We start from the raw sequence: 21,819 nt of genomic DNA, 5'->3' as shown, positions 1-21,819 counted from the left end.
GCGGCGCCCCGCGCCGCCTGTCCCGCCTAGGTCCGCGACTCCATCTCTTCCCACCGTTCGAGGGCGGCCATCAGCTCCTCCTCGATCTCGCCGATGCGCTGCTGCAGCTGCTTCGCTTCCGCCGGTGTTTTCTTGTAGAACTCGGGGTCCGCCAGCGTCGCGTTCAGCGCCGCCTGCTCCTCTTCCAGCTGGGCGATCCGGCCTGGCAGCGACTCCAGTTCGCGCTGCTCCTTGAAACTGAGCTTTTTCTTCGGCGCCGCCGGCGCCGCGGGAGCCGCCGCTTCCGCCTTCCCCTTCGACTCCGCCTTCTTCGCGGCAGGCGTCGCGGCCGGCGCGGCAACACGCACCCGCTCCCAGTCGCTGTAGCCGCCGATGTATTCGCGCCACTGCCCGTCGCCTTCGGCAACGATGACCTGCGTCACGACGTTGTCGAGGAACATGCGGTCGTGGCTGACAAGGAAGACCGTGCCCTGGTAATCCTCCAGCAGCTCCTCGAGCAGTTCGAGCGTGTCGATGTCCAGGTCGTTGGTCGGCTCGTCGAGCACCAGCACGTTGGCCGGCTTCGCGAACAGCCGCGCAAGCAGCAGGCGGTTACGCTCGCCGCCGGACAACGTGCGCACCGGCGAGCGCGCACGCTCGGGGGCGAACAGGAAGTCGCCCAGGTAGCTCATCACGTGCTTCTTCTGCCCGTTGATCTCGACCCAGTCGCTGCCTGGGGAAATCGTGTCGGCCAGGCTGGCTTCCTCGTTCAGCTGCGCGCGCATCTGGTCGAAATACGCGACCTGCATCCGCGTGCCCTGCTTGACGGTGCCGGTATCCGGTTGTTCCTCGCCGAGGATCAGCTTGAGCAACGTGGTCTTGCCGGCGCCGTTCGGCCCGATCAGGCCGACCTTGTCGCCGCGCATGATCGTGGCCGAGAAGTCGCGCACGATCACCTTGTCGCCATAGCGCTTGCCGATGCCTTCCAGCTCCGCGACGATCTTGCCGGAGCGTTCGCCGGTCGCCACTTCCAGCCGCACCTGCCCTTGCTGGTCGCGCCGCACGGAGCGCTGCTCGCGCAGGCGCTCCAGCCGGCGCACACGGCCTTCGTTACGGGTGCGGCGCGCCTCGACGCCCTTGCGGATCCACACCTCTTCCTGCGCCAGGAACTTGTCGAACTTGGCGTTCTCCACTTCCTCGACCGCCAGTTGCTCCGCCTTGCGGGCCTGGTAGGCGCTGAAGTTGCCGGGATAGGACAGCAGCCGGCCGCGATCGAGTTCGACGATGCGGGTCGCCACGTTGTCGAGGAACGAGCGGTCGTGCGTGATGAACAGCACGCTGCCCTTGAACTCGCGCAGCAGCCCTTCCAGCCACTGGATCGACGTGAAGTCGAGATGGTTGGTCGGCTCGTCCAGCAGCAGCACATCGGGCGCCGCGACCAGCGCACGGGCCAGTGCCACGCGCTTCTGCATGCCGCCGGACAGCGTCTCGACAGCGACGTCACCCGCCAGCCCCAGCCGGTCGAGGGTCTGCTCGACGGTATTGTGGATGTTCCACGCGTTGGCGGCATCGAGCCGCGCCTGGATGACGTGCATCCGCTCCATCAGCGCGTCGTCATCGCCCTGGCCGAACTGGCCCGTCAGCGCATCGTATTCCTTGACCAGCGCCGGCAGTTCGCCGAGGCCGGCGGCCACGGCATCGGCCACGCTCTGGCCCGCCGTGAACGTGGGTTCCTGCTCGACGTACGCGATGCGCAAGCCCTGCTGCATGACGAGCAGGCCGTCGTCCAGCTTTTGCTGGCCGCTGATGATTTTCAGGAGCGACGACTTGCCGGTGCCGTTGCGGCCGATGAGACCGACGCGTTCGCCGGTCTCAAGGGAAAATTCGGCCTGGTCGAGAAGCGCGTGGTGGCCGAACGCCAGCTGCGCGGAAGTAAGGGAAATGACTGCCATGGAGATGCCTTGTGCGTGAACCCGCCATTGTAACGACAGAGTTCAGCAAATACTAACTTTTGCGCGGCGGTCAGCTATAATTGCGCTCGTTTTGCGTCCTCCCCGTAGCACAATGGATAGTGCACATGCCTCCTAAGCGTGGGATACTGGTTCGATTCCAGTCGGGGGGACCACCCCGCCGTCAGCGCGCCTCCGCCGGCTTCTTGCCGCGCTCCTCCTCCATCACCTCCAGCACCTTGTCCGCCGCCAGCTTGTGCGCCACCGGATTCCAGTGCCCATCCATCGGCAGGAAATCCATCCGCTCGTGATAACGCTGCCAGTGTTCGGCGAAGAGCGGTTGCATGTCGACCAGGCCGAAACCGTGCTTGCGCACCTCGGCGAACAATTGTTCGCGGTCGTCGCCCAACCAGTTCGGCTCCGCTTTGCCATGCGAATAGATGGCGTTGCGGTCGCCGTCGACGAGGAAGACGAATTCGGTGCCGTACTCGCGCCGCAGTTTGTCCAGCTCGGTCATCAGGAATGCCAATGCGCGGTCGCGGTATTCGCGGTGCCGGGCCAGTGCCGCGCTGTCCGGCTTGTCCCATGCTTTCGTCGTGCCGCCCTTCGTCAGTTCTGGCAGCTTCAGCTGGTAGTACACGTAGCGCGCCAGCGCCGACTTCACGACGAGGCGCCGGGCGGCCGGTTCCACATACGGCACCTGGTGCAGGCCGACGGTGGCGCCGTCGAACGTGAAATGGTTGTGGCCGCGGCCGGCCGGCTGCTCGATCGCGCGCAGGTCACCGGGCTCGACGAACACGATGATGTGCTTCGCGTGCGTCAGCGGCAGGAAGTGCCGCGACAGCACGAGCGCGTCGGCAAGCGTGTTGCCGGACGCCGCCGCGGCATACACCTCGCCCACCGCCGCATCGAGCCGTCCCTGCACGGTGTCCTCGTACCGGTTCATGAAGCTTTCGATGAAGCTGTCGCCCAGCACCAGCGCATTGGCGCCGTCCTGCAGGTCCTTCGAATTGGTGAAGCCCTGGCGGTTCGTCACACCGCGCTGCATATTGTTCAGGGCCCAGCCGTACGAGTAGATGTAAGGCTGCTGCGGCCGGTAACTGGCGTACGGCATGCCGGGCACGGTGTCGGTCATGCGGATGCCGGAGCTCACCGGCAGCAGCCGAAACACGACCTCGAGCGACGCGCATGCAAGCAGGAGACCGGCGGCGACGGATATCAGGTATCTCATGGCTAGAAATTAAAGTAGAGGAACTCGGAGACGCCGCGCGTCTCGCTGATCGCCAACAGCAGCAGGCACAGCAGCAGCAGTGCGCCGCACAGCACACCGCCGCGCGCGCTGCGCAGCCGGCGCTCCTTGTCCGGCTGGATCCCCCAACCCAGCATCTGGTACGCGTTCGGCAGCAGCAGCACGATGAGGGCGCAGGCCGCCAGCCACACCAGGCACTCGTCCATCGGCATAATCCGGCTCGCGCCCAGCAGCGCGTGGCCGATCGACTCGCCGGCGGTGCCCTGCCACATCGCTTGGAGGATCGCCAGCGCGACGTCGAGCGAGCTGGCGCGGAAGAGCACCCACGCAACGATGACGGCAAGCCAGGTGGCCAGCAAGCCCAGTGCGAGGCGCACCACGCCGCCCCGCTCGCCGAGCACGTGACGAATCCCGTGGTTGATCATCAGGTACAGGCCATGCAGGCCGCCCCACACGATGAAGGTCCAGTTCGCGCCGTGCCACAGGCCGCCGAGCAGCATCGTGATCAGGAGGTTCAGGTAGCGGTGCAGCTGCCCCTTGCGGTTGCCGCCCAGTGCGATGTACAGGTAGTCGCGCAGGAACGTGGACAGCGTGATGTGCCAGCGGCGCCAGAACTCGATGATCGACGTCGACTTGTAGGGCGAGTTGAAGTTCATCGGCAGCACGATGCCGAACATGTACGACAGGCCATACGCCATGTCGGAATACGCGGAGAAATCGAAGTACAGCTGGAACGTGTAGGCCAGCGCGCCGGCCCACGCTTCCAGCTGCGTCAGTTGCGCGTAATGGACGTCGAACACGGGGCCGACGAAGCGCGCCACGCCATCGGCCAGGATTACCTTCTTGAACAGGCCGATCGAGAAAAACACGAGACCGAGCGTGATCCGGCCGCGCCCGAGCACGTGGCTCTCGCGCGCGTCGAACTGCGGGATCATCTCCTTGTGGTGCAGGATCGGGCCGGCGATCAGGTGCGGGAAATAGGTGACGAACAAGCCGTAGCTCTCCGGCCGCGTTTCCTTTACCTTGCCCTGGTGGCAGTCGACCAGGTAGGCGATCTGCGTGAACGTGAAGAACGAGATGCCGATCGGCAGCTCGATGCCCGGCGACGGGATATGCCACCCCGTCAGCAGCGCGAAGTTCTCCACCGCGAAGTTGGCGTACTTGTAGAAGAACAGCGCCACCAGGTTGAAGACCAGGCCGCCGACGAGCAGACGCCGGGCGTGCGGTTCTCGGTCTTGCTCCTTGGCGTGCGTGACGGCCCGCCCGACGAAGAAGTTGACGACGACGGACACCGCCAGCAGCGGCAGGTAGCGGATGTCCCAGTAGCTGTAGAAGACGACCGACGCGACCAGCAGGAAGACGACGGATGCGCGGATGCTGTACCGCGAAATGAGGAAATAGCCCGTCAGCGCCAAGGGCAGGAACACCAGAAAGAATGCAAAGGTATTGAAGAGCAATCCAATTCCTTTCGAACAGCTGCGCTGTATCCAAGGGCCGGCAACGCACGTGCCGGGAAAGTAATAATGACAATAAAGTGTAACGAAATAACAATATCACAAATGAAAGATTGCAGATTGTTTATTCGCTATAGTGTGGGGAAAGTTGTTGTAGCAAAGCACAGCGGGAAGTGTCCGCCGGACGGCGGTGGAAGAAGCTGCCGGCTTGGGTGAGCCGGCATGTGTGTCGGGGCAAGCGAGGGCCGGCAGCGGCCCTTCAAGACAGCCGCGCGCCTAGCCTTGCGGCGGCGCCTGCGTCACGGCCGTGACTTCGATTTCGACGCGGGCGGCGGGTTCCATCAGGGCCAGGACAGCCACCGCCGTCATCGCGGGGTAGTGATCCCCCATCAGTTCGCGGTAGGCCTGGCCGAGCGCCCGCCCCGCGGCGACGTACTCATCGCGATCCAGCACGTACCACGTCATCCGGACGATGTCGCACGGCCCCGCGCCCGCTTCGGCCAGCACATCCAGCGCGTTGCGCAGGGCCTGCGCCGCCTGGGCCACGAAGCCCTCGGCAAAGACGCCCTGCGCGTCCCAGCCCACCATGCCGCTGGCGAACACCATCCGTCCGCTGGCGGCGATCCCGTTCGCATAGCCCTTCGGGCGGGGCCAGCCTGGCGGCTGCAAGATCTGCATGTGTGCTCCTCAACTCGGTGCGCGCAGCAGCTCGCGCGCGATGATCAATTGCTGCACTTCGGTGGCGCCCTCGTAGATCCGCAGCGCACGGATCTCGCGGTACAGCCGCTCGACGGCATTGCCGCTGACGACGCCCAGGCCGCCGAACAGCTGCACGGCCGCGTCGATCACCTGCTGCGCCGTTTCGGTGGCTGTCATCTTCGCCATCGCCGCTTCCTTCGTCACGGTGGCCCCCGTGTCGCGCAGCCATGCGGCGCGGTACGTCAGCAGCGCTGCCGCATCGATGCCCGTCGCCATCTGCGCCAGCTTCGCCTGCGTCAGCTGGAAGTCGGCGAGCGTCTGGCCGAACATCGTGCGCGAGCGGGCGCGCGCCAGCGCTTCGTCCAGCGCGCGCCGTGCGAAGCCCAGTGCGGCGGCGGCAACGGACGTGCGGAACACGTCGAGCGTGGCCATCGCCACCTTGAAGCCCTGCCCTGCCGTGCCGACCAGGCGGTCGGCCGGGATGCGGCAGCCGTCGAAACGCAGGCGTGCCAGCGGGTGCGGCGCGATCACGTCGATGCGCTCGGCGATGTGCAGGCCCGGCGTGGCCGCGTCGACGACGAAGGCGCTGATGCCGCGTGCGCCCGGCGCTTCGCCGGTGCGGGCGAAGACGACGTAGAAATCGGCGATGCCGCCGTTCGAGATCCACGTCTTCTCGCCATCGAGCACGAAATGGTCGCCGTCCCGCACCGCCGCGCAGCGCAGCGCCGCCACGTCGGATCCCGCATCCGGCTCGGACAGCGCGAACGCGGCGATCGCCTCGCCCCGCGCCACGCGGGGCAACCACGCTTCCTTCTGCGCCGCGCTGCCGAACAGGCTGATCGCACCGGAGCCCAGCCCCTGCATCGCGAACGCGAAGTCGGCCAGGCCTTCGTGGCGTGCCAGCGTTTCGCGGATCAGGCACAGTGCGCGCGTGTCGAGCGCGTCGTGCAGGCCGCCGTACTGCGTGCCGCCGACGGCATGGCGCAGCCAGCCGCCATCGCCCAGCTGGCGCACCAGCGCACGGCATGCGGCATCCACGTCACTGCCATGCCCCGGAACCAGGTGCGTGCGTGCCCACTCGTCCAGCTCGCGCTCGAGCGCGCGGTGCTCGCCGGCGAAAAACGGCCAGTCCAGGTATGCCTTGTCCGCCACGTCAATCTCCTTCGAATTCGGGCCGGCGCTTCGCGACGAACGCGTGATAGGCGCGGTGAAAATCGTTGGTGGCCATGCAGATCGCCTGCGCCTGTGCCTCCGCTTCGATCGCTTCGTCGACGCCCATGTTCCACTCCTGCTGCAGCATCTTCTTCGTCATGCCGTGCGCGAACGTCGGGCCGGCGGCCAGCGACTGCGCGAGCGTGCACGCCGCCGCCTGCACGTCTTCCGGCGCATGCAGCGCGTTGAAGAAGCCCCACCGTTCGCCCTCGGCGCCGGACATCGAACGCCCCGTGTACAGCAGCTCGGCCGCGCGGCCCTGGCCGATCACGCGCGGCAGCAGCGCGCACGCGCCCATGTCGCAGCCGGCCAGGCCCACCCGCGTGAACAGGAACGCGGTCTTGCTGCGCTCCGTGCCGTAGCGGATGTCGGATGCCAGCGCCAGCATCGCGCCGGCCCCGGCGCACACGCCGTCCACGGCGGCGATCACCGGTTGCGGGCACGCCCGTATCGCCTTGACGACGTCGCCCGTCATCCGGGTGAACGTCAACAGGCCCGGCATGTCGAGCCGCGTCAGCGGGCCGATAATCTCGTGCACGTCGCCGCCCGAGCAGAAGTCGCTACCGGCGCCGGCGATGACGACGGCCTTCACGTCGTCCGCGGTCGCCAGCGCGCGGAACAGGTCGCGCAGCTCCGCATACGAATCGAACGTCAGCGGATTCTTGCGCTCCGGCCGGTTCAGCGTCACCGTCGCGACGCCATCCTCCACGGCGAACAGGAAGTGGCGCGCCGCGTAGCCCGCCAGTGCGGTGCGATGGCCGGGCAGCGCGTGCGCTTCACCCTGCAGGTATTTCATGTCTCGTCCTCCCGGGCATCGAGGTGCCCCTTCATGCGCGTCAGCAGCTCGAGGAGCCGCCCCTTGTCGTCCGCCGGCACGTCGCCCAGCAGTTCGATGACCCATTCCTCGTGCACCTGCGCCATCTTCGCGAACGCGCGCCGGCCGGCCGGCGTCAGCTGCACGCTGTACGCCCGGCCGTCGCGCGGATCGGGCACGCGCGCCACCAGCCCTTCCTGCTCCAGCTGGTTGGTGATGCCGGTGACGTTGCCGCCGGTGACCATCATCCGCTTCGACAGTTCGCCCATCCGCAAGCCGTCCGGATGGCGCTCCAGCTGCGCCATCAGGTCGAAGCGAGGCAGCGTGATGCCGAAGCGCGCGCGCAGCCGGGCGCGGATCTCGTTCTCGATCCGCACCGTGCACGACAGCATACGCAGCCACAGCTTCAGCGACTGGTGGTGATCGTCCGTCAACCGGCTGGCCAGGTCCAGTACCTCCGGCCGGTCGGCGCCGTCGTCGTCGTTGTCGTTGTCGTTCAAATGCATCCGTTTATCCTGTAGTGTCCCAGCGTTATCCTTCCAGCAGCTTCGCCGCCACCTGCTGCGGCGTCAGGCCGGCGCCGGCCGCCGCCAGCTGGCGCTCGCGCTCCAGGTTGCGTTCCAGCTGCTGCTTGCCCGGCAGGTATTGCTTCGGCCACGCGACCATGCGGTAGCCGATCCGCGCCGCTTCCGCCAGGGTCCACGCCGGATTGGCCAGGTGCGGCCGGCCGACGGCGCACAGGTCAGCGCGCCCTGCCGCGATGATGCCGTTAGCATGGTCGGCTTCGAAGATCGAGCCGACGGCCATCGCCGCGATGCCCGCCTCGTTGCGCACGCGGTCCGCGAACGGCGTCTGGAACATGCGCCCGTACACGGGCTTTTCCTGTTTGCTGACCTGGCCGGACGAGCAGTCGATCACGTCCGCCCCCGCTTCCTTGAACAGCTTCGCAATGGCCACCGCGTCGGCCGGCGTGATGCCGCCGTCGACCCAGTCGTGCGCCGAGATCCGCACGCTCATCGGCTTGTGCGCCGGCCACGCCGCGCGCATCGCCGCGAACACGCGCAGCGGGAAGCGGCAGCGGTTTTCAAGACCGCCGCCATGCTCGTCGGTGCGCCGGTTCGTCAGCGGCGAGATGAACGACGACAGCAGGTAGCCGTGCGCGCAATGCAGCTCGAGCCAGTCGAAGCCGGCGCTTTCCGCGGCCAGCGTCGCGCGCACGAAATCGGCGGCGATGCGGTCCATGTCGGCAGCGGTGGCCTCGCGTGCGACCTGCGAAACGCCTTCCAGGTATTGCTGCGGCGACGCCGCCACCAGCGGCCAGTTGCCGTCGTCCAGCGGCATGTCGATGCCGTCCCACATCGCCCGCGTCGAGCCCTTCGCGCCGGCATGGCCCAGCTGGATGCCGATCTTCGCATCGCTGGTCGCGTGCACCGCGTCGACGATGCGACGCCACGCCGCGGTGTGCTCCGGCGCATACAGGCCTGGGCACCATGGCGTGATGCGCGCATCGGCCGACACGCACGTCATCTCGGCCATCACGAGCGCCGCGCCGCCGACCGCGCGCGCGCCCAGGTGCAGCAGGTGCCAGTCGCCCACCGTGCCGTCGACGGCGCTGTACTGCGCCATCGGCGACACGACGATGCGGTTCTTCAGCACCAGCTCGCGCACCCTGAACGGCGTGAACATCGGCGGAATCGCCAGGTCGCCTGGTGCCGCCACGCCGGCCTGTTCGAAGGCACGGCGCGCGAACCAGCTTTCGTAGCCGGCCACGTAGGCGCGGTCGCGCAGGCGCAGGTTCTCGTGCGACAGCCGCTGGCTGCGCGTCAGCATCGCGTAGGCGAACTGCGGCGCGTCCAGGCCCGCATAGCGCTCCACGTTCTCGAACCATTCCATCGAATTGCGCGCGGCGCTCTGCAGCTTGACCACCTCGACCGCCCGTTCCGCCTCATACGCGGCCAGCGCGGCCGGCAACCCGGCGTGCGCGGCGATGCAGGCGTCCAGCGCGATCGCATCCTCCAGCGCCAGCTTGGTGCCGGAGCCGATCGAGAAGTGCGCCGTGTGCGCCGCGTCGCCCATCAACACCACCGGCACGTCGCCGTTCCAATGCACCCAGTGTTCGCAGACGATGCGCGGGAAGCGGATCCACATCGCCGAGCCGTGCAGGTGCGCCGCGTTCGACATCAGCGGATGGCCGTCCAGCCGGTCGGCGAACAGCCGCTCGCAGAACGCGATCGATTCCTGCTGCGTCATCGCATCGAGCCCGCTGGCCTGCCACACGCTTTCCGGCGTCTCGACGATGAACGTCGACGTGGTGCCGTCGAACTGGTAAATGTGGGCCTGGAACCAGCCATGCTGCGTGGCGCGGAAGTCGAACGTGAACGCGTCGAAGCGCTTGGTCGTGCCGAGCCAGACGAAGCGGCACTGGCGCGCCTCGACCTGCGGCAGGAAGGTGGCGGCGTAGCGCGTGCGCACGCGGCTGTTCAAGCCGTCCGCCGCGATCACGAGGTCGGCGCCGTAGCGCGCCGCGAGCGCGCGGTCGTCCTCGACGTCCGTCTCGAACACCAGCTCCACACCCAGTTCCTCGCAGCGCCGCTGCAGGATGTTCAACAGGCGCTTGCGGCCGATGCCGCAAAAGCCATGGCCGCCCGAGCGCACCCGTTCGCCCTTGAAGAACACCTCGATGTCGTCCCAGTGATTGAACGACTGCAGGATCGCGCGGGCGCTGGGCTCATCGGCGGCGACGAGGTTGCCCAGCGTCTGGTCGGAGAACACGACGCCCCAGCCGAACGTGTCGTATGGCCGGTTGCGTTCAACGACGACGATGCGGTGGCCGGGCGTGCGCTTCTTCATCAGCAGCGCGCAATACAGGCCGGCGGGGCCGCCGCCGATGCACAGCACGTTCATGTGGCCGCTCCCGCGTCGCGCAGCCGGAAGCGCTGCAGCTTGCCCGTCTCGGTACGCGGCAGCGCTGGCGCGAACAGCACGCGGCGCGGGTATTTGTACGGCGCGATGCTGCTCTTGACGAATTCCTGCAGCTCGGCCGCCAGCGCGGGCGTGCCGTCGAAGCCGGGGCGCAGCACCACGTGCGCCTCGACGACCTGGCCACGCTCCTCGTCGTCGCGGCCCACCACGCCGCACTCGGCCACCGCCGGGTGGCGCAGCAGCGCGTCTTCGACCTCGGGCCCGGCGATGTTGTAGCCGGCCGAGATGATCATGTCGTCAGTGCGCGAGCGGTAGATGAAGTAGCCGTCGGCATCCATCTCGTAGGCGTCGCCCGTCAGGTTCCAGCCGTCGCACACGTAGTCCTTCTGGCGCGGGTCGGCCAAGTAGCGGCAGCCCGTCGGCCCCTTCACCGCCAGCCGCCCGACGACGCCTGGCCCCACCGGCTTGCCTTGCGCGTCGAGGATGCAGGCCTGGTAGCCGGGTACCGGCTTGCCTGTCGCACCGGGGCGAATGTCGGCGCCGGCGGCGGAAATGAAGATGTGCAGCATCTCCGTCGAACCGATCCCGTCGATCATCGCCAGCCCGGTCGCACGCTGCCACGCATCGCGCGTGGCAACGGGCAGCGCCTCGCCGGCCGACACCGTCGCGCGCAGGCTGGACAGGTCGTAGCGCGCCGCCAGCGGCGCCATTTGCCGATAGAACGTGGGCGCCGTGAAGCACACGGTGGCGCGATGCCGCGCGATCGCCTGCAGCAGCGTCTCGGGCGTCAGCTTTTCCAGCAGCACGGCGCAGGCGCCCACGCGCAGCGGGAACAGCAGCAGCCCACCCAGGCCGAACGTGAACGCCAGCTGCGGCGTGCCGATGAACAGGTCCGACGGTTGCGTGCGCAGCGTGTGGCGCGGGAAGCAGTCGCAGATCGCCAGCACGTCGCGGTGAAAATGCATCGTGCCTTTCGGGACGCCCGTGGTGCCCGACGTGAAGCTGATCAGGCAGACATCGTCCGCCGCCGTGTCGCAGGCTTCGAACGCTGCCGGCGCCTGCGCCATCAGCGCTTCCAGGCTGGATGCGTCGTCCGCGCCGGGGCCGAAGTACACGGCCGGCGGCAGCCCGGGCACGGCGTCCAGCTCCGCGCGCAGCGACGCCGCGCACAGCACCGCGTCCACCTGCGCCTTGGCGATGATCGTGCCCAGTTCGCGGGTGCGCAGCAGCGGCATCGTCGGCACGGCGATCAGGCCCGCCTTCAGCACCGCCAGGATCGCGGCCGCCATCAGCGGCGTGTTCGCGCCGCGCAGCAGCACCCGGTTGCCCGGCACGAGGCCGAGCCGCCCGCGCAGCACGTGCGCGATGCGGTCGACCTGCTGCTGCAGCTGTGCATACGTCCAGCGTTCGTGCTCGTCGCACAGCGCCGGGCGGGCGCCCTGCCCGGCCGCGACGTGGCGGTCCAGCAGTTCGGCGACGCAGTTCAGGCGGGGTGGATAGCGCAGCTCCGGCAGGTCGAACAACAGCTCGGGCCAGAGTTCGGGAGGTGGCAGGTGTGCCCGCGCGAACGGATCGACGTGCCCGCTCGGTGCGGCCGCGGTGGATTGGTCCATGATCGCCTTGTGGTTGATGGTTGGACTACCCACTTACTTTAAGCTTAAAGCAAATTGAATACAAGAGTGACGCGGCACGCCGTACACGCTTCACTCGCGCAGCAGGCCGGCCTGGCGGCGCACCGCGCTCAGCACGGCCGCCAGCATCGCTGCCAGCTCATGCGGCGTGGCGGGCACACCGGCCAGCACGCGCGCGGCACCGTGCAGCCCGAGCGTGGCACAGCCGGTGCGCAGGCGCTCCAGCCGCACGGCGACTTCGCCCTGCGCGCCGCGCCCCAGCAGCGCTTCCAGTTCCGCGTCCGCGGCCAGCAGTTGGGTTTCGAAGCCGGCCAGGTAGGCCTGCAGCCGCTCGCCGTCGATGCCGAGACGGGCCTGCGTGGCCGCCGGCTCTTCCGCTTCCAGCGCCTGCATCCGCGCCGCCAGCGCGTCCAGCTGGGCGCGCACGTGCACCGGTTCGAATGGTTTCACGATGTAGCCGTTCGCCCCCGCACGCGTGGCCTGCTCCACCGTCTCGCGGTCGTTCGCGGACGACACGAGCACGAACGGCAGCGTGGCCAGCGCCGCGTCGGCGCGCACCTTCTGCAGCAATTCCATGCCGGACAGGCGCGGCATGCGCAAATCGCAGAAGCACACCGCCGGCCGCAACCCTTCGGACAGCTGTTGCCACGCGTCGGCGCCGTCCTCGGCTTCGACGATCTCGTAGTTGCCGCTGCTGTCGATCAGGTGCATCAGCATCATCCGCGACACCACGTCATCGTCGACCACCAATACCTTCATATAGCTCCCTCACCGGTCTCGGAACCGCCGGCGCGTTGCGATTATAACCACTCGGACGCGCGGCCGTGACGTTCAGCGGCCCTGGGTTCCCGCCGGCGTCAGGATCCGGCCCAGCATCGCGTGCAGGCGCGGCAGCTTCTGCTGGATGGCCTGCCACAGTGCGCGGTCGGCGGCACGCTCCAGTTCCGCGCACAGCGCATGCAGCTCCATCTCCTGCAGGTAGGCGGCGCTGCCCTTCATGCCGTGGAACAGCCGGCCCGCCGCATCCGCATCGGCGGCGGCCAGCGCCGCATCGAGCTCGTCGAGCCGGCCCGGCAGGTCGGCGATGAACGCGTCGCGCAGGCGCAGGCGCAGCGCGTCGGCCGCTTCCTGGTCGATGGCCGGCAACGGCCGCTGCAGCGGCCGCTGCAGCGGCGGCTGGCCCGTATCGACGCCGAACATCGCATCCAGCTCGGCCACGCTGGGCCGCGGGGCGTGCGGCTGCGCCGGCATCGGCTCGAGCTCGAGGCCGCGGCGCAACTGGCGCTCGATCGCGCGGGTCAGCTGCAGGTGCAGTGCGCCCTCGTCGATCGGCTTGGTCAGGAAGTCGTTCATGCCGGAGGCGAGGTAGCGGCTGCGGTCTTCTTCGCTGACATTGGCCGTCAGCGCGATGATCGTCACGTCGCGGTCGCGCACCGGCGCGCCGACCGGGCCGCCGGCGCGGATCACGCGGGTGGCAGTCGGCCCATCCATCTCCGGCATGCGGCCGTCCATCAGGATCAGGTCATAGCGGGTGTGCGCGCACGCCGCCACGGCCAGCGCGCCGTTGCCGACGATGTCGACGCTGTGCCCCAGGTCCTCCAGCATCATGCGGATGATGATCTGGTTGGTCGGGAAGTCCTCGGCGCACAGCACCTTCAGCCGGTGCGTGTGCGGTGCGCGCGGCAGCTGCGGCACCAGCGGCGGCGGCACGCCGTCGCACAGCGGCAGCGTGAAGGTAAACACGCTGCCCTCGTCCGGCGCGCTGATGGCGCCGATCTCGCCGCCCATCAGGTTGACCAGCTGACGGCAGATCGCCAGGCCAAGGCCCGTGCCGCCGTAGCGCCGCGTGGTCGTCGCGTCGGCCTGCTCGAACTTCTCGAACAGCCGCGGCAGCTCGGCCGGCGGGATGCCGATGCCGGTGTCCTCGACGGTGAAGCGGATCAGCGCGCAGCCGCCGTCGGTTGCCCCGACGCGGGCCACGCGCAGCGCGACGTGGCCACGCTGGGTGAACTTGAACGCATTGCCGACGAGGTTGACGAGCACCTGGCGCAGCCGCATCGGGTCGCCGACGACGAAGTGCGGCAGGTCGCGCTCATAGTCGACGCGGAACTCGATGCCCTGGGCCGCGGCCTGCTCCTCGAACAGGCTGACGACGTTCTCCACCGCGGCGGCCAGCGAGAAATCGATCTTCTCGATCGTCAGCTTGCCCGCCTCGATCTTCGAGAAATCAAGCAGGTCGTTGATGATCGACAGCAGCGACTGCGCGTTGGCCTGGCCCCGTTCGATCTGCTCGCGCGTGGCCGGCTGCAGCGTGGGATCGCGCAGCGCGAAGCCCAGCATGCCGATCACGCCGGCCAGCGGGGTGCGCATCTCGTGGCTCATGTTGGCGAGGAATTCGGACTTCTGCCGCGTCGCATCCTCGGCGCGCTGCTTCTCGTGCGACAGCCACTCGTCGCGCTGCTCCAGCTCGCGCGTCTGCTGCGTCAGCAGCCGGTTCTTCATCTCGACTTCGGCCGTGCGCAGGCTGACCTGGCGCTCCAGCCGCGAGCGCTGGCTGCGCAGCGCCTGCACGCGCGCCCGGTACAGCACGAATGCACCGCCCAGCACGGACAGCAGCACCGCCGTGCGGAACCACCACGTCTTCCACATCGGCGGCATGATCGTGATCGCCAGCTCGGTCGGCTCGCCCCACACGCCATCCTTGTTGGCCGCCTTCACGCGGAACACGTAGCGGCCCGGGTCCAGGTTCGTGTACGTGGCGAAGCGCTTGTTCGCGCCCGTGCTGACCCAGTCCCGGTCGAAGCCTTCGAGCTGGTAGGCAAAGCGGTTGTTCTGCGGCGACGCAAAGTGCAGCGCCGCGAACTCCAGCGAGAACACGGAGTCCTGCTGCTGCAGCGTCAGTTCGCGGGTCGCCTCGATGGCCCGCTGCAGCGGCACGCGGCCATCCGGGCGGCGCGCGCCGGGCCGCAGCGATTCGTTGAAGATCTGGAAGTCGGTGATCGCGACGGCCGGCGCAATGCCGTTCGGCCGCACCGCCGTGGGATCGAATGCCGTGATGCCGTTGAAGCCGCCGAAGTAGAGGATGCCGTCGCGCGCGGCCAGCGCCGAACCGTCGAAATAGGCCCCTTCGATCGTGCCGTCGGCGCCCGCGTAGTTGCGCACGCGGCCCGTAGCCGGGTCCAGGCTCGTCAGCCCGATGTTCGTCGACAGCCACAGCTTGCCCTGCGCGTCGGCCAATATCGCCGCGATCGAATCGTCGGCCAGGCCGTCGCGCCGCGTGTAGCGGCTGAACGAGACGGCGCCGTCGGCGCCGCGGCGCATGCGGTTCAGGCCCGCCGCGGTGCCAACCCACAGCGCGCCGGCGCTGTCCTCGTACAGGTAATGCACCTCGTTGTGCGACAGGCTGGCGGGGTCGTTGGGGTCGTGCTGGACGTGCGTGAAGCGGCCGGTGCGGCGGTCCAGCAGATCGAGGCCGTTGAACGTGCCGACCCACAGGTTGCCGGCGCGGTCTTCCAGCACGGGGCGCACCGTGTTGTCGGCCAGGCTGTGCGGGTCGTTCGGGTCGTGGCGGAACGCGAGCATGCCGCCGCTGGCGGGATCGAGACGGTACAGCCCCGCCTTGCTCGATACCCACACCATGCCGGCGCGGTCGCCGTAGATGAAGCGCACCGTGTCCAACTCGGGGTTGCCGCGCGAGAGCAGCAACGGGCCAAAGGTGCCGGTGGCGGGATCGAACGTGCGCACGCCGGCACGCGAGCCGACCCACACCGTGCCGCCGGGTTCGCGCCACAGCGCCGTCACGTGGGCGTCGCCATGGCCGCCGCCGAGCGGCAGCACGTACAGGCGGCTGGCACCGCTGACGGGATCGTACAGGCTGAGGCCATCGTCGTTGCCGACCCATAGCTTGCCGCCGCCGGCGTCGACGATCGCGCGCACGCGGTTGTCCTTCAGCGTGCCGTGGTCGTCCGGATCCTTGACGAGGCGCGAGAAGCCGCCGCTCGACAGGTCCACACGGCTGACGCCGTTGTACCAGGTGCCCACCCAGAACGTGCCGACGCGGTCGCGGAACAGCGCCGACACGTAGTCGTCGCCGAGGCTGTGCGGATCGCCCACCTCGTGGCGGTACGACGCGAAGCGCCCCGCTTCCGGGCGCCAGCGGTACAAGCCGTCGTTGCGGGTGCCGACCCAGATGGTGCCGTCGACATCCTGGTACAGGGCGATGACGGTGATCGCGGGCATGCCCGCCTGGTCCGGCATCCGTTCGCGCCGCGGCGGCTGGCCGGCCGCGTCGAGGCGCCAGCGTTCCAGGCCCGCATGCGTGCCGACCCACAGGTTCTGGCCACGATCGACCAGCAACGCCTGCACCGGCAAGCCCCGGCCCTTGCCGCCGCCGTTGGCCGCGAAGTGCTCGAACTGCGCGCTGCCCGGCGCCAGCACGTCGATACCGGCCGGCGTGCCGATCCACAGGCGCCCCGCCGCGTCGCGCGCCAGCGCATTGATCTGGTCGTGCCCCAGGCTGTGCGGGTCGCCGACGGTGTTGTGCCAGATCGTGTAGCGGCCGGTGGCGGGATTGAAGCGCTGCAGGCCATCCGCGGTGCCGAGCCACAGGCCGCCGGCGTCGTCGTCGACGATCGCGCGCACGTGGCGGTTGCCGTTGCCACGTTCCTCCGGCTCGGCCGGGCGGTAATGCGTGAAGCGCTGCGTCAGCGGGTCGAACAGGTCGAGGCCGTTGTCGGTGCCGATCCACAGCCGGCCGGATGGATCGACGTGCAGCACGCGCACCCAGTTCTCGGCAAGGCCGTGCGGATCGGCCAGCGCGTGCTGGTAGACGACGGTGCGGTAGCCGTCGAAGCGGGCCAGCCCGGCCTGTGTGCCGAACCAGATGAAGCCCTGCCGGTCCTGCGCGATCGCCAGCACGGATTCCTGCGGCAGGCCATCCTCCACGCTCAGCTGCTCAAAACGCAGCGTGCGGGGCGGCACCGCGAGCACCGTCTGGCAGGCCAGCGCAAAGCACAGCAACAGTACATGGGGCAAGCAGCGGAACAGGCGCGCCATCTCAGTTTCCAAAGAAGGCCAGCACGTCGGCGCGGCGCGCGTGGGTATCGCGCTGGCCCAGCCGGATCAGCTCATTGGTGTAGCTGGCCTCGAACAGCAGGTAGGACGCCAGCGCGGCGCCGCGCGACTCGGTCGCGCCGATCCCGGACAGCATCGCGCGGATCGGCGCGGGCAGGCTGCCGACGTGGCGCAGCGCCAGGTCGTCGAGCCGCTCCGACGGCGCGATGACGAGCAGTTCGACGGGGCGCAGCGGGGTCTTGTCCAGCAGCTCGGCCGGCAGCATCGACAGCGTGTGGTTGACGCGGTTGAGGCGCTCGATGTCCATCGCCAGGCCGTCCAGGAAGATCGACGACATCGCGTGGCCCGCCACTTGCGCGAGGCTGGGATAGCGGGCGTTGTCGCCGCCCTGGCGCGGCGGCTCGGTCAGCCGCCCGGCACCGACGACGAGCACCTTCGCGGCGCCCAGGTGGATCGCCGGCGAAATCGGCGCCAGCTGGCGCATCGAGCCGTCGCCGCAGTATTCGCGCTGGCCGCCGACGAACAGCGGCGTCGCCGGAAAGATGAACGGAATGGCGGACGACGCCAGCAGGTGCTCGACGCCGATCTGGTCCTGCAGCGCCACCCGCTGCATCCGCACCCACGGCGCGATCTCCGCCGCGGTCTGGTAGAACGTGATGTGCTGGCCACCCGTGTACGACGACGCCGTCACGGCCACCGCATGCAGCAAGCCTTCCTGCAGCACGCCGTCGAGGCGCGGCAGGTCGAGCATGCGGTGCAGCAGGTTGACGAGGGGCGTGTTGTCCAGCAGCGAGGTGGGCGGCGCCGCATGCCATTTGCGCAGCAGCCAGCCGAACGACAACAGCGACAGCCAGCGCGCGCCAGAGCGCAGCACGCCAAGCGAATCGGCGCGGTACACCTGCTCGACGGCGATATGTGACCACACCTCCATCAGCTTCGCGACGCTTTCGCCGAAATTATCGGCGCGGCACGCCAGCGCCGTCGCATTGATCGCCCCGGCCGACGTGCCGCAGATGATCTGGAAGGGGTTGCGCGCCGGCGCCCAGCCCTCGTCCCACAGGATCTCGGCAATGGCCTGCAGCACGCCGGCCTGATAGGCGGCACGGGCGCCGCCTCCCGTCAAAATCAGGCCGGTCTTCTTTTTCATTCCCATTTACTAAGGGTAACACGCCCGATATGTTTCCCAAACTCCCGAGTCCGTTGCAAATCCGCACAGGGACTGTCCCTCGTTTCAGGAAACAAAACGCACGACGCAAGCCGTCATCTCCAGCTCGCCGTATTTTCCACGGCCGAGTAGCCAACTTGCCGTCGCTTCGATGCTTTGTTGCCCAAAATCGGGGACAGTCCCCGATTTTGGGCAACAAACTGAAGAAAGGACGGGGCGCCGCGCCGGGCACCCGCAGGTTGTGTGGCGATCGCGTGGAAACGCCAGAGCTTCCACGGAGTGTTTCCACGGATGAGGGACAGTCCCTGGTGCGGAAATGCGACAGGCGTCAGTCGCCTTTGACGATGCCTTCGCGGCGCGGGTCGGCGCCGCCGAACCACACGTCGCGGCCGTTGCGCTGCTGGCGCTGGATGCCTTGCAGGCCGGAGTTCTGCTCGAATTCGCGGACGACGTGGCCCTTCGCCTTCAGCTGGGCGATGACGGCCGGGCTCACGCGGCCCGCTTCCAGCTCCGTCGGGCCGTTGCGGCTGCCGAAGTTCGGCAGGCTGATCGCCTGCTGCACGTCGAGGTGCCAATCCAGCGTGCCGACCAGCACCTTGGCCACGTAGTTGATGATCGCCGAGCCGCCCGGCGAGCCCGTCGCCAACACCAGCTTGCCCGTCGCCTTGTCGAACACGAGCGTCGGCGACATCGCGCTGCGCGGCCGTTTGCCCGGCTGGACGCGGTTGGCGATCGGGCCGTTGTCGTCGCGCGCGTCGAACGAGAAGTCGGTCAGCTGGTTGTTCAGCATGAAGCCATCCACCATCTGCCGCGAGCCGAATGCATCCTCGACGGACGTCGTCATCGACAGCCCGTTGCCGTACTGGTCCACCGCCACCAGGTGCGACGTCGACGGCCGGTCCAGCGCCGTGTCGGTGCCCCATGCCACTTGCATCCCTGGCGGCGTGCCGGCCTGCGCGCTGCCCATCGACTGCGCGCCGATCAGCGTGGCACGCTGGGTCAGGTAGCGCTTGTCCAGCATCGATGCGATGCCGTTGCCGGGCAGCGGCACGAAGTCGGTGTCGGCCACGTAGCGGTTGCGGTCCGCGTACGCCAGCCGGCCCGCTTCGGAGAACAGGTGGATCGCCTCGGCGTCCAGCGCGCCGCCCACCGGCGCATGCGCACCGATCGGCGTGTGTTCCAGGATGCCCAGCATCTGCGCGATGGCGATGCCGCCCGACGACGGCGGCGGCATGCCGCACACCTTCCATTGCCGGTAATCGGCGCAGACGGGATCGCGCTCCTTGGCGCGGTAGTCGGCGATGTCCCTGGCCGTCAGCAGGCCCGGATTGGTCGGATGGTTGGCGACCTTCGCGGCGATGTCGCGCGCGATCCGGCCCGTGTAGAACGCATCGGCGCCTTTGCTGGCGATCTCGCGCAAAGTGCGCGCCAGTTCCGGGTTCTTCAGCACGTAGCCGACCGGGCGCGGCGCGCCATCCGCATCGTAGAAATACGCGGCGGCGACAGGGTCGCGCGGCAGGCGGCGCTGGTCGTACTTCAGCAATGCGTTCAGGCGCGGGCTGACCGCGAAGCCTTCCTCGGCCAGCCGGATCGCGGGGCCGAACAGCGTGGCCCACGCCAGCTTGCCGTGGCGCTTGTGCGCCAGCTCCAGCATGCGCAGCACGCCCGGCGCCCCCGTCGAGCGGCCGCCGACGATGCCCTGCTCGCGCGACATCGGCTTGCCGTCCTTGTCCAGGAACAGCGCCTCGGTGGCGGCCATCGGCGCCGTCTCGCGGCCGTCGTACGAATGCACTTTGTTCCCGTCGAACAGCAGCAGGAACGCGCCGCCGCCGATGCCCGACGATTGCGGCTCGACGAGCGTCAGCACCAGCTGCGTGGCGATGGCCGCATCGATCGCGCTGCCGCCCTGCTTGAGCATCTGGTAGCCCGCATCGGTGGCGAGCGGGTTGGCCGCGGCCACCATGTACTTGTGCGCGACGGCGCCCTGCTTCTCGGCATAACCGGTGGCGATTTCGGGCGCGCGCTCCTGCGCGAACGCGTCCGGACCACCGCACAGCAAGGCCAGCGCAAGGGATACGGCACCGGGCACCAAATTCAGTCGCTTCATCGATCCTCCTTCAAAAAGCAAAACGCGCGACGGCGGCCGCGCGTTCTCTTGACGAACGAATGCTACCTTATTTCGGCTGCATGCGGATCGCACCGTCCAGGCGGATCGTCTCGCCGTTCAGCATCACGTTGCCGATGATGGCCAGCGCCAGCTGCGCATACTCGTCCGGCTTGCCGAGACGCGGTGGGAACGGCACCATCTTGCCCAGCGCATCCTGCACCTCGGCCGGCATCCCGAGCAGCATCGGCGTCTCGAAGATGCCGGGGGCGATCGTCATCACGCGGATGCCGCTGCGCGACAGGTCGCGCGCCATCGGCAGCGTCATCCCCGCCACGCCGGCCTTCGATGCCGCATACGCGGCCTGGCCGATCTGGCCGTCGAACGCGGCGACGGACGCCGTGTTGACGATCACGCCCCGCTCGCCGTGCTCGAGCGGGTCGAGCTTGCTCATCGCGTCCGCCGCGAGGCGGCACATATTGAACGTGCCGATCAGGTTGATGCCGATGGTGCGGGTGAACGCGTCGAGCGGATGGGGGCCGTCCTTGCCGACCGTCTTCGCGGCCGGCGCCACGCCGGCGCAGTTGACGATGCCGCGCAGCGCACCCAGCTCGCGCGCCGCGGCAACGACGGCCAGGCCGTCCGCCTCCTGCGTCACGTCGCAGCGCACGAAGCGCCCGTTCAACTCGGCCGCCAGCGCCTCACCTGCCTCGACCTGCACGTCCGCCAGCACCACCTTGCCGCCCTGCGCGGCCAGCGCACGCGCCGTCGCCGCGCCGAGTCCCGAAGCGCCGCCCGTGATGATGAATACATTGTCCCGAATTTGCATGCTGTCTCCACTGTTGGTGACGTTTACGTAAACGTCAATGGAGGCGATTGTAGCGGATCACATGCAGCGGATAAAGCCGCCCGTGCTCGTGCAGATGCGTCCGCTGGGGCTCTTCAGCACGCCCGTCCCGCCGCCGCCCGTGTAAGGGGCGCCGCCGGCATCGCGGCATACCCCGCCGACGCACGCCGCCGGAGACGGCCGGCTGGGCCCCGGCGGCGGCGCGGCGAACGTGCCGGGGGCCGGGCTCACGTAGGGTGACTGCGCCGCCTGCGGATTGACGGCGGGCGGCACCGGCGGCACCGGCGCGGCCGGATACGGCGAACGGGGTTCCAGCGTGGCCGCCGGCAAGGTCAGCTCCGGGCGCGGGGCTTCCTGGATGCCGATGCGGGGTTCGGGATAGTCCTGGTGCGGCACGGGGCGGCGCGGCATCGGCCGCTGCGCCGGCGCCGTGCGGCACGGCTCGACGGCGAGGCTGCGGCCGTCCGGCGCCAGTTTGCACACCGGCAGCCGGGCATACGCGGCCTGGTCGGCAGCCGGCTTGGCGGCGGCCGCCGGGTTGGCGGCCTCGTTACGCCGCCCCTGCTCCACTTCCTGGGCGTGCGCCCCGGCCAGCGCCAGCAAGGCGCAGCAAAGCAGATAGCGGCGGAAGGACGGGCACCGGGGCGCGGCGAACGGCATCGAAAACTCCAGGCGAGGACGGCCGGTCCATGATACGCCGGCCCGCCCCGCCCTGCCGCAC

Annotated in this window: 15 protein-coding genes and 1 tRNA gene; 1 reads left to right on the top strand and 15 read right to left on the bottom strand. The window is 68.8% G+C overall.

Annotation, left to right across the window (positions count from 1 at the left end):
• Nucleotides 1–26 precede the first annotated feature (26 nt).
• The gene (locus IP92_RS03840) at nucleotides 27–1,931 is read right to left on the bottom strand and encodes an ATP-binding cassette domain-containing protein (protein ID WP_145873160.1); all 1,905 of its coding nucleotides are present in this window, start codon (nucleotides 1,929–1,931) and stop codon (nucleotides 27–29) included.
• Between the two features lie 98 nt (nucleotides 1,932–2,029).
• Between IP92_RS03840 and IP92_RS03835 the strand changes: the two genes are divergently transcribed.
• A tRNA-Arg gene (locus tag IP92_RS03835) sits at nucleotides 2,030–2,104 on the top strand.
• An 8-nt stretch (nucleotides 2,105–2,112) separates the two neighbouring features.
• On the opposite strand, the gene IP92_RS03830 is transcribed toward IP92_RS03835, so the two are convergent.
• The 14 genes from IP92_RS03830 to IP92_RS03765 form a co-directional block, all read right to left on the bottom strand.
• Complete coding sequence (locus tag IP92_RS03830) at nucleotides 2,113–3,159, bottom strand: alginate O-acetyltransferase AlgX-related protein (protein WP_145873159.1); 1,047 nt, start codon at nucleotides 3,157–3,159, stop codon at nucleotides 2,113–2,115.
• Nucleotides 3,160–3,161: 2 nt separating this feature from the next.
• On the bottom strand, nucleotides 3,162–4,634 hold the full coding sequence (locus IP92_RS03825; RefSeq protein ID WP_145873158.1) for an MBOAT family O-acyltransferase: 1,473 nt from the start codon (nucleotides 4,632–4,634) through the stop codon (nucleotides 3,162–3,164).
• A gap of 273 nt (nucleotides 4,635–4,907) precedes the next feature.
• Nucleotides 4,908–5,309: a RidA family protein gene (locus IP92_RS03820; protein ID WP_145873157.1), complete on the bottom strand. Its 402-nt coding sequence runs from the start codon at nucleotides 5,307–5,309 to the stop codon at nucleotides 4,908–4,910.
• A gap of 9 nt (nucleotides 5,310–5,318) precedes the next feature.
• Nucleotides 5,319–6,482 carry an acyl-CoA dehydrogenase family protein gene (locus IP92_RS03815; RefSeq protein ID WP_145873156.1) on the bottom strand — a complete coding sequence of 388 codons (1,164 nt, stop codon included), beginning with the start codon at nucleotides 6,480–6,482 and terminating at the stop codon, nucleotides 5,319–5,321.
• 1 nt (nucleotide 6,483) lies between these two features.
• The gene (locus IP92_RS03810) at nucleotides 6,484–7,338 is read right to left on the bottom strand and encodes an enoyl-CoA hydratase family protein (RefSeq protein WP_145873155.1); all 855 of its coding nucleotides are present in this window, start codon (nucleotides 7,336–7,338) and stop codon (nucleotides 6,484–6,486) included.
• Nucleotides 7,335–7,862, bottom strand: coding sequence for a MarR family winged helix-turn-helix transcriptional regulator (locus IP92_RS03805; protein ID WP_145873154.1), 528 nt, complete (start codon nucleotides 7,860–7,862; stop codon nucleotides 7,335–7,337). Before IP92_RS03805 ends, IP92_RS03810 begins: the two co-directional genes overlap by 4 nt.
• 25 nt (nucleotides 7,863–7,887) lie before the next feature.
• Nucleotides 7,888–10,260, bottom strand: coding sequence for a bifunctional salicylyl-CoA 5-hydroxylase/oxidoreductase (locus tag IP92_RS03800; protein WP_145873153.1), 2,373 nt, complete (start codon nucleotides 10,258–10,260; stop codon nucleotides 7,888–7,890).
• Nucleotides 10,257–11,891, bottom strand: a complete 1,635-nt coding sequence (locus IP92_RS03795) for an AMP-binding protein (protein WP_145873152.1) — start codon at nucleotides 11,889–11,891, stop codon at nucleotides 10,257–10,259. Before IP92_RS03795 ends, IP92_RS03800 begins: the two co-directional genes overlap by 4 nt.
• A gap of 90 nt (nucleotides 11,892–11,981) precedes the next feature.
• On the bottom strand, nucleotides 11,982–12,668 hold the full coding sequence (locus IP92_RS03790; RefSeq protein WP_145873151.1) for a response regulator: 687 nt from the start codon (nucleotides 12,666–12,668) through the stop codon (nucleotides 11,982–11,984).
• Nucleotides 12,669–12,740: 72 nt separating this feature from the next.
• Nucleotides 12,741–16,964 carry a hybrid sensor histidine kinase/response regulator gene (locus tag IP92_RS03785; RefSeq protein ID WP_145873150.1) on the bottom strand — a complete coding sequence of 1,408 codons (4,224 nt, stop codon included), beginning with the start codon at nucleotides 16,962–16,964 and terminating at the stop codon, nucleotides 12,741–12,743.
• A gap of 1 nt (nucleotide 16,965) precedes the next feature.
• On the bottom strand, nucleotides 16,966–18,135 hold the full coding sequence (locus tag IP92_RS03780; RefSeq protein ID WP_145873149.1) for a patatin-like phospholipase family protein: 1,170 nt from the start codon (nucleotides 18,133–18,135) through the stop codon (nucleotides 16,966–16,968).
• Between the two features lie 340 nt (nucleotides 18,136–18,475).
• Complete coding sequence (gene ggt / locus IP92_RS03775) at nucleotides 18,476–20,254, bottom strand: gamma-glutamyltransferase (protein ID WP_145873148.1); 1,779 nt, start codon at nucleotides 20,252–20,254, stop codon at nucleotides 18,476–18,478.
• 67 nt (nucleotides 20,255–20,321) lie between these two features.
• Nucleotides 20,322–21,080 (bottom strand): 3-hydroxyacyl-CoA dehydrogenase, encoded by a 759-nt coding sequence (locus IP92_RS03770; protein ID WP_145873147.1) that lies wholly within the window; start codon nucleotides 21,078–21,080, stop codon nucleotides 20,322–20,324.
• A 57-nt stretch (nucleotides 21,081–21,137) separates the two neighbouring features.
• Nucleotides 21,138–21,758 (bottom strand): hypothetical protein, encoded by a 621-nt coding sequence (locus IP92_RS03765; RefSeq protein ID WP_145873146.1) that lies wholly within the window; start codon nucleotides 21,756–21,758, stop codon nucleotides 21,138–21,140.
• Nucleotides 21,759–21,819: the final 61 nt, after the last annotated feature.

This window comes from Pseudoduganella flava, from assembly GCF_007830495.1.
GTDB lineage: Bacteria > Pseudomonadota > Gammaproteobacteria > Burkholderiales > Burkholderiaceae_D > Rugamonas > Rugamonas flava.
This window is presented reverse-complemented; position numbering and strand designations above follow the sequence as displayed.